The organism is Priestia sp. P5_B4, assembly GCF_056400385.1.
This window is the reverse complement of the sequence record NZ_JBFULJ010000852.1, coordinates 1-1,639: the sequence shown is the minus strand read 5'-3', so window position 1 is coordinate 1,639 and position 1,639 is coordinate 1. Positions and strand designations below refer to the sequence as shown.

Sequence of the window (1,639 nt, the reverse complement as noted above, 5' to 3'; positions counted from 1 at the left end):
ATCAACGAGATTTATCGCAAAACACGGCTGACAGCTACTGCAGGCATAGGTCCGAATCTCTTACTGGCTAAGGTGAGCTTAGATCATGAGGCCAAGAATAGCACAACAGGGGTAGCTTATTGGCGATACGAAGATATTCCTTTCAAATTATGGTCGATTCACCCAATGAAGGATTTCTGGGGAATCTCGTCTGCTACGGAAAGACGCTTAAATCGTTTGGGCATTCACTCCATAAAAGAACTCGCTCTTTCTTCTGTAGAGATGATACGTAAAGAATTTGGTGTCTTAGGAGAGGAAATCCACCAACATGCAAATGGAATTGATTTTAGTCGCATTTCTGACGTGTATATTCCGAGCTCTCGWTCATTCGGRAAGAGTCAAATTCTGTTTCKAGAYTATACAAATCGAAAAGAAGTGGAATTGCTGCTATTAGAACTGTTAGACGATGTGTGCTTTCGTTTACGTATGCATCAAGTCGTGGCACATACTATTCATTTATCCATTGGCTACAGCAAACAAACAGGTGGAGGTTTCTCGAGGCAAAAGAAAATGGAGCGAGCTTCGAATTTAAGTCAAGATATCTTCCCTTATTGTTTAACCATCCTACACACATTTGATAGCGGAATGCCCATTCGATCGATTGGAATTTCTTTATCGAACACCCTTATTCAAGAAGAAGAGCAAATGAGCTTATTTGAAGATATTGACCAGCGCGAAAGAGCCTATGCCCTTGCTRAAACGATTGATGAAATTCGTATGCGTTATGGGAAGAATAGCGTTCTGCGAGCTTCAAGCCATCTCGAGCATTCAACAGCTCGTTATCGAAACGGCCTTTTAGGAGGTCATAAAGCATAAGCGCGAGACGTTATCGTCTAAGTTAAACGTTGGTATTACAACGTTTTAAGCGACAAACGATGACTGTTCTTTAAAGAAATAAGTCAAGGTTACAAGAACAGGATAACTGTTCAGACAAGTGAGAGGAATGAAGGGGTAACGACCTGAAACTCTCCCAGTGAGATTCCCGACAGCATACGCTAGGCGTAGCGTGATGTTGGAAGCAGGGTAAAAAATGCAATCACTATCCGAAGTGCCCTACAGGGCAACCGAAAGCCATTCGGAATAATAAACCAAATGGAACTGATAAAGTATTGTATGCTGTCAACCGACATGGTGAGAATGTGTAAACACTGACGAACTTGCGAATGTACGCCTCGATATTGTGACGGGTCAGAAATGATTCGGAATCTGAAAATAAGATTTGTCTAACGGATTGGAATAATTTAAGCTGTGACAATCCTAACGTTGTTATAGGCAACGGAGCTAGGCACGTGGTATAGCAAGCACCTAAATCGGAAGTCATATGACCTTTAAAATAATGATAGTTTGAACGGAACGTCGAAAGCTACTAACGTTGAGAGCAATCTCTATCGGCGGATATAGTTGAATATGAAACGGGCACCCGAGGGAAGTATTCTTAATAGTAGTGAGAGTAGTGGCACGACCCAAGAAGGTTCTGTAATGGAACTGGAGGAACAGCCACAAGCCTATATTGGAGGAACTGAACTCTCATMTAATCTTGCATGGATTCTGGTAAGACTCAAAAGGTCACCAAAAATCAACATAAGAGTAGGTGATAGAC

The 1,639-nt window shown here is 41.8% G+C and carries 1 protein-coding gene; it reads left to right on the top strand.

Annotated features, from left to right (window positions below; all coding sequences use genetic code 11):
• A partial coding sequence (locus tag AC1DRF_RS26685) for a DinB/UmuC family translesion DNA polymerase (protein ID WP_477742154.1) occupies window positions 1-855 on the top strand: 855 nt, incomplete at its 5' end.
• Window positions 856-1,639: the final 784 nt, after the last annotated feature.